Source organism: Clostridium sp. 1001283B150210_160208_E6 (genome assembly GCF_015669365.1).
Taxonomy (GTDB): Bacteria; Bacillota; Clostridia; order Clostridiales; family Clostridiaceae; genus Clostridium; species Clostridium paraputrificum.
This window is the reverse complement of sequence record NZ_JADPAA010000030.1, coordinates 1-6,769: the sequence shown is the minus strand read 5'-3', so window position 1 is coordinate 6,769 and position 6,769 is coordinate 1. Positions and strand designations below refer to the sequence as shown.

Sequence of the window (6,769 nt, the reverse complement as noted above, 5' to 3'; positions counted from 1 at the left end):
TGCCACATCTTCATTTATATACTCTTCATCATTCATCACATAATTACTATTTAATTTAGCCATTTCCAACGTATATGGTATTTTTATATCTGATTCTATCGTTTCATCCTCTACTTGAATTGCATCCTCTGGATTATTCCCTATGCTACCTTCTGTAATTTCATCAGCTTTACTTGGATTCTTTGTAAACTCAATACATTGCTCTGATTCATATTCTTTAAGTAATTTCTTATCTCCTATAACATCTTCAATTATTGTAAAATACTTTAATAACCCATCCTTAGTTGAATATGCTTCTACAACTTTATTCTTTTCAATATCATATTTTATTACTTCTGCCGGATTGTACTGACTACCATCTTTCCCCTTAATATCCTTTGTCTCTGCAATATAATAAAGTTCATTATCATCAGTTCCAAATCTTACCTGACTTAAAGCCTTATAGTCACCCTTATTTATGTTCGGTGTTAAAGTAACATTACTCTCTAAATCTAGAATAGTTAATTTTGCATATCCTTCTTTCATATTTGAATGAATATAAGCTATTTTATTTCCTTTATTATTTATAGTAACAGCACCTACCATCTCATCAATGACTTTTTCATATATCTTATCTCCAGAATAAATATTATAAACAGTTATTGTATGTGGTGGTGTATTATAAACTTTATCTTCACTTTTGTTCATATTAAATTCTTCAAGACTATTTTGCATTTCTTTATTTGAATATTTAACACTAACTAAATAATCCCCTTTTACATCAAAATCCATTAGCATATCATCAGCGTTATCATAGTTGAAGAACTCATATTTATCACTATCCATATCATACTTAACTAATCCCATTGAATGCTCATTTTTCTTAGTTACACGTAAAAAAAGTAAATTACCTATAGATTGTATTGTATCTATACTATCCACTTCATTTCCAATTTTTGAAACCTTTGATTTTTTATTACCTAAATCATACTGAATCAGGTCTGATCTTCCTTTAGAGTTTTTAGTAGTATAATAAAGTGTATTTTTATAAAATGCACTTGTACTGAATGTATTGTGTTCATCAGTTCCAAGATTATAATTAACACCATCTAAATTTAATATGTAATGATCCTTCATGTCCTCTGTAACTTTAGTAAATATAATTCCCTTTCCTAAATTTTCTTCTTTATATTTTGTTTCCTCGCACCCAATGAAACTTAAAATAAAAATAATTCCTACAATTAAAATAAGTATTTTTTTCTCTATCTTCATAATACCTCCTATTTTAAAATATTATATTATTTTTGTAAAAAACAGTCAAATTATAACTTCTTTTACCATTAAAATAGACACTCTTTAATTTCGTTAAAAGTAATTTTTGCGAAGTCAAAGATCCTAACGGTTTTATGCCATTTGTAAGTCATGAAATTTTATAAAATTAAAGAATTTAGTTTAGTATTTCTAAATAAAAATAAGAAAAAGTAATATTTCGCGTATCCCTACGCGAAATATTACTTTTTTATCTTACCATTTGATTAATATTAGTTTTTACTTTAGGAGCTTTAGATTTATTCTCTATTAAATCCTTAGCCTTTAAATATTCTTCTTTAAACTCTGGACTTAAACTTGCAATTATTTTATTTGCCTTCTTAACTTTTGAGCTTAATTGTTTAACTTTATCTTTAAGTTCTCTATTCTCACACTTAATATTTTTAAGCTCCTTATTATCTCCTTCAAGCTCATTAACTGTTTTCTCCAAGCTCCTTATTTTATCTGCATTATATATTCCTTGTTTAGCTAGTTCTACTAGCCTTTCATAATCATCTTTAGATACAGTTACCTTTGATCCCATTAAGCTTTCCTTAACCTCAATAACATCTATATCTCCTGTACGTCCCTCAATGCTCTTAAATGACTCAAATTGCTTTTCTAGTATATGTATCTCCTCTTTAAGCTTCTCTGCCTTATATTTATGGATATCAAGGCTATTTTCGGTTTTACCAGACCCCCTGACAACATCATACCCTTTTTCTTGGAGATACTTAGGAGCTTCTGTATGTATTCTATTGATTCTTTCCTTCGTCATTACTACTCTTGCTTGTAATTTACCATTCTCTTTATTTACAGGTACAAAATGAAGGTGCATATGTGGTGCAGTTTCATCCAAATGTACTTTAGCTGATACAATATTCTCTTTTCCAAACTCATCACAGAAGTAATTATAAACCTCTTTTAAATATTCCTTTGATTTTTCTATTCCCCATTCTTCGGCTTGATCCTTAGGAACAGTAATTATATTCGAGTAATCAACCACAGAATTTTTTTGTATTCTGGAAACAGATCTTACTTCCTCAACTCTATCTTTTACTCTTTGATATAAATTCTTATTGCTATCAACCAAATCATAATTTAAATGGGTCTTATCTAAATCAATTTCTTCGTTAGTAATCTTCCCTTCTCGTTCCTGTTCTTTCTCTTTTCCCTTAATATCAGTTATCTTATTTTTTTGTGTATTCCAAGCGAACTCCATACTCATATTACCCCTCCGAATTAGCATACTCTTGCAGATATTTCATATCAAGAGTATAGCACGTTATACTCTTGCAAAGCAAGAACGTGCCATTGCATGGAGCTTAGTGTTAGGACTTCGTCCTAATTTATTAAACTATATTTCAGCTTAATTAGATTAGCAGCAATACAGTTTAATAAAAAAAATAAGTAAGTTATTTATTAACTTACTTATTTTCTTCTAAGAAATAATAAAGATACTCAAAAAGACGGTTGGTTTGAATTTGATAGTACATGTGACCATCACCACTTCAAACATGCCACCAAAAAAGGAAGGTTACTGTCCCTCATCCCAAAAAGGACTTACCAAAACCAACCGTAAGAAATATCTCAAAACAAAGTGTGATTAATTTATATTAATCTTATTATTTTAAATTATAGTCTATTTGTATCGTATATTAAAGTATCTTTCTTTTGATTTTATGAGCCTATATTTATTCCCCATTTTTATTAACTAAAAAATTCCGTTATTATATAAAGTATTTTACTCCTGGATTTGTAAACCTATTTTAAATATTTTTCTGTTACTTCATCTAGCAAACTATTTAATACTACCTGGTAAGATAAATGAGGATAAAGCTCTTTAACCTTATCTATCTTATCCCAAATTTCTTTATATAATCTTATAGTTTTAGCTACTGGCTTATCTTCATTTGAGTATATTTTTAATCCAAAATTATTTGTAACCACTTTAGAACCACTTTGTACACAAAGAACTTCCTTGAAGGCTTTTTCTAAATTATTAACTCTCTTATTAAGCTCTATAAATTCTATATTATCAGATAAACTAATTATATTATCATCTGTATTCTTGACTATTACTTGCTTTGATTGATGTTCGGGCATTTTAGAACCACTTTGTAACACAAATTGCCCATCCACCTTTTTTACGTTCTTTCTAGCTAATCTTTTACCAATAACTCTCTCATTTACTCCAAAGTCATTAACTTCTATGTCTTTCATAGTTCTACCTTTTAGTAGCTCTTTATTGATGTACTCAACAACTTCCTCTATAGACATTTCTTCATAAATCATAACCTTGTAACCACCTTGTAATTTTTTGTACACATAAACTATAACACTCTATACTATAAATTCAAAGAAATAAAAAGTGGGATTTACGCCCCACTTTTTCTGCTACTAAATAATCCATTCCATAATCATATTTTTTATAACAGTATCTTCTGTCATATTAAGTTTTACACATTTATTACTAAATGCATTATATAGATCCTTTGGAAGCTCAACAACTAAAGTTTCCTTGTTTCTATTACTTTTTGTTTTTTTCTTCTTCTGCTTAGCCACCTTTTTTACTTCTTCAATATTATCAATGCTTATTTCTTCCTGTATTTCATTATCTATACTATCACTTGATTTAATACTAATACCCAAATACTCTTCCGCTTCTTCTCTTGTTTTAAATCCTTTGTATTCTGAATCAAATCCTAAAACTAATTTAGAACATTCATCCCAACTCTCCAATATCACATTTTTAGTTCCCTTTTTTCCTCTCTTAATCGCATAAAACTTCTTCTTAGACATATTCCTATTCACCCTCTACTTACTAAAAGTTAAAAAATAAGCTTATATTAATAATATATTTTTAAAACTTTATAGTAAATATAAAGGGGTCTTAACCCCTCTGCTCCAAAGTCGCATTCACCCCGCTTACCTTCAACTTGTAAGTCTTTATTTAAATTCAAGTTAACACTTGCAAGTAAAAGCCGAAGGCACTATCCCCCCAGAGAAAAGGAATACGGCTCGAAAGGACGCAATTCACCTATTGAATTATAGATGAAAAGCGAACTTCCGAACCACTCCTTTCCTCTGGAAGGCTTATCCCCCCGTCGAATTAGGTATCCGTTATCTTCAAGTTATCTATGCTTTTGAAGGTTCTACCCTTCCATAGCTTTAACAGTTATCCCAGTACCTTAATAAGGTACCCCACAACCCTAACTGCATACCATTTCTAGTATTTACTATGTCCCGTAGACTTTCGCCTACCAGTGTGGCTTAGGACATAATGCCTTTACAGACTATTTATCTCCTACGTTCCCCCGTCCGCTGTTTAACCTTATAACAATAATATAATTATGTTACTTAGGCTTATTGAGGTCTTGCTTGGACTTTTAACCCCTTAGGTATTGCTTATATAATAGACGTATATAAGCCACCCCATGTATTCTGCTCCGTAATTGGCTACATGTCACCCATCAGTTTATAGTGTATCTTACGTTTTCACTCATATAAATTTTAATGTTATCTCAACAGTTTTATATGCTCCTATTTAAGTTATAGGCAACTTCCTAGCTTAAAGTCTATAATCTTGGCTTGTCCATATTCTTTTTATTACTTTTCTAATTCATATTTTTCTTTAAATTCTTCTCTGCTTAAAGTAGTTATATATGCTTTTGGATTTGTACAAAATAGTTTCCCTATTATATACCCCCTTAATCCAACAACAAGATCATACCAACCATCTTCACTCTCCCTTACTGCTATAACTGGTACTCTTTTATGCCTTCTATACCACTTAAGATTAAAAATAGATATTCTAGAACTTAAATGTACATCTTCTACCAACCTAACTCTATTTATATCTATTTCTTTAAACTCCTCATGATCTATCTTTCTTGCCCATTCGTTATTAACTTTTCTTTCTTTTTCCATATAATCCAACTCCTATTTTTATAATAAAAAAAGCTTTTAAGTAAGGTTTTACCATACTTAAAAGCTTGAAATTTCTTCTTTAATCAGTTATACTTTATTCATAAATTTGAATAAAGTAAATTTATAAAGTAGCTTTGTTCCTTGGTTGTATGTGTGAGATATAACCTTGTAACTATCGTTACTTACTGTTAAAGTTCTTTTCTAACGGCTTTCTAGGTACTGGAATACCTTTAAAGTTTGGCTTATTTATAAGGCTGGAACCTTATAAATAAGAGTTGAATAAGAGCTTTTTTTATTTACTTTTTTATTAATTATATTTAAATTGTAATTGGTTAATTTACATAATGCAAGAAAAATATTGCTTAAATCTCTATTATGTAATTAAATATTTTTTAATTTTTAAAAAATTTTATACTTTTCTCATATTATACAATAACCTATTGCAAACCAATGCAATAGGTTATTTTTAATTATAATTTATATCCAAAAATATTTTAGCTACCTATAAATTTATTGATATGGCGTAAAATGTCCATATCTCCCCTTAAAATGCCCTAAATCTAATACATAACCCATTTGTTTAAATTTATTTGGTCTAATATCTAATACAGCATTTGGTAATGCTCCTACATCCCACTTAGAAAGTAATGCCTCATTATTATAATTAGACTCATCCCTTAATCTAATAGGTGTTCCACACTTTGGATTATCAAGAGTCATTTTTGTAGCACAATCCCAATCTTGTAGAACATGATCTTCTTGTCCTATTCTATCTGTAAACCATGTTATCCAACCTGAATACTTCCAAACAGTTGTTCCTTGTGCAAATCGTTGCTCTGGAAAATCTTCACCACCATCATTTATTACTTGTATTTCTTCTGTTCCAATATAATCTATTTTATATGACTCATTAACCCCATTATTAAGTATTTTATTAGGTAATCCCCTACCATCATAAGATATAATCATACCTGATTCAAGTTCTGGTAAAACAATATTATCTGATATTTTATTTCTTTTATTAGAGTAACCTCCAGATATTATTTCAATTTGTTCATTCTCATTTACCTTAATATTGTACCAGGCTCCATGTATTGAGGTATTTCTTCCTTCGCACTTACATTAATTACTCCAAATAATAAACTCATAGCAATAACTGAAACTGAAATCACACTTTTCCTTTTTAATACTTTTCTTCTCATTTATTCTCCATCCTTTCACTTATTATTTTTTATATAAAATAATTTTGCTCCATTTGATAATCTATATTGTCCATTATTTTCAACTATTGAAGTATCCTCATCCTCAATATATCTATAATGTTCTCCTGTCGCACCTAAAACAACATATTCTCTTAAAAATATTTTTTCTCCATCGTATGTAATATCACGCATAGAGCTTAATATCCCTTCATGATAAGTAACATACCTTATTGAAGATTTCTTTTTGTTTTTTACCTTATTTACAAATTCTCTTGCCACATCTTCATTTATATACTCTTCATCATTCATCACATAATTACTATTTAATTTAGCCATTTCCAACGTATATG

8 protein-coding genes and 1 pseudogene are annotated in these 6,769 nt (G+C 29.1%); 1 reads left to right on the top strand and 8 read right to left on the bottom strand.

The genetic code is table 11. The annotated features are described in order from the left end of the window. Positions 1 to 1,251: hypothetical protein (locus I4V16_RS17110; RefSeq protein ID WP_195966942.1), on the bottom strand; the 1,251-nt coding region annotated here is incomplete at its 3' end. A 247-nt stretch (positions 1,252 to 1,498) separates the two neighbouring features. Continuing rightward, entirely contained in the window at positions 1,499 to 2,515 is a 1,017-nt protein-coding gene (mobV, locus tag I4V16_RS17105; protein WP_172458971.1) for a MobV family relaxase, read from the bottom strand. A gap of 332 nt (positions 2,516 to 2,847) precedes the next feature. Between mobV and I4V16_RS17680 the strand changes: the two are divergent. Then, positions 2,848 to 2,907 (top strand): annotated as a pseudogene (locus I4V16_RS17680) (hypothetical protein); the annotation flags it as partial. A 144-nt stretch (positions 2,908 to 3,051) separates the two neighbouring features. Here the strand turns inward: I4V16_RS17680 and I4V16_RS17100 are convergent. From I4V16_RS17100 to I4V16_RS17075, 6 genes are all read right to left on the bottom strand, one after another. Continuing rightward, positions 3,052 to 3,615, bottom strand: coding sequence for a hypothetical protein (locus tag I4V16_RS17100; protein ID WP_146742892.1), 564 nt, complete (start codon positions 3,613 to 3,615; stop codon positions 3,052 to 3,054). A 72-nt stretch (positions 3,616 to 3,687) separates the two neighbouring features. Then, on the bottom strand, positions 3,688 to 4,089 hold the full coding sequence (locus tag I4V16_RS17095) for an RNase H1/viroplasmin domain-containing protein (protein WP_111919379.1): 402 nt from the start codon (positions 4,087 to 4,089) through the stop codon (positions 3,688 to 3,690). Between the two features lie 807 nt (positions 4,090 to 4,896). Then, positions 4,897 to 5,217 (bottom strand): hypothetical protein, encoded by a 321-nt coding sequence (locus tag I4V16_RS17090; protein WP_099314463.1) that lies wholly within the window; start codon positions 5,215 to 5,217, stop codon positions 4,897 to 4,899. A 510-nt stretch (positions 5,218 to 5,727) separates the two neighbouring features. Next, the gene (locus I4V16_RS17085; RefSeq protein WP_111919387.1) at positions 5,728 to 6,186 is read right to left on the bottom strand and encodes a hypothetical protein; all 459 of its coding nucleotides are present in this window, start codon (positions 6,184 to 6,186) and stop codon (positions 5,728 to 5,730) included. Positions 6,187 to 6,281: 95 nt separating this feature from the next. Beyond that, positions 6,282 to 6,419, bottom strand: a complete 138-nt coding sequence (locus I4V16_RS17080; protein ID WP_172458972.1) for a hypothetical protein — start codon at positions 6,417 to 6,419, stop codon at positions 6,282 to 6,284. Positions 6,420 to 6,434: 15 nt separating this feature from the next. Beyond that, the coding region (locus tag I4V16_RS17075) for a hypothetical protein (RefSeq protein WP_195966941.1) at positions 6,435 to 6,769 on the bottom strand (335 nt) is incomplete at its 5' end.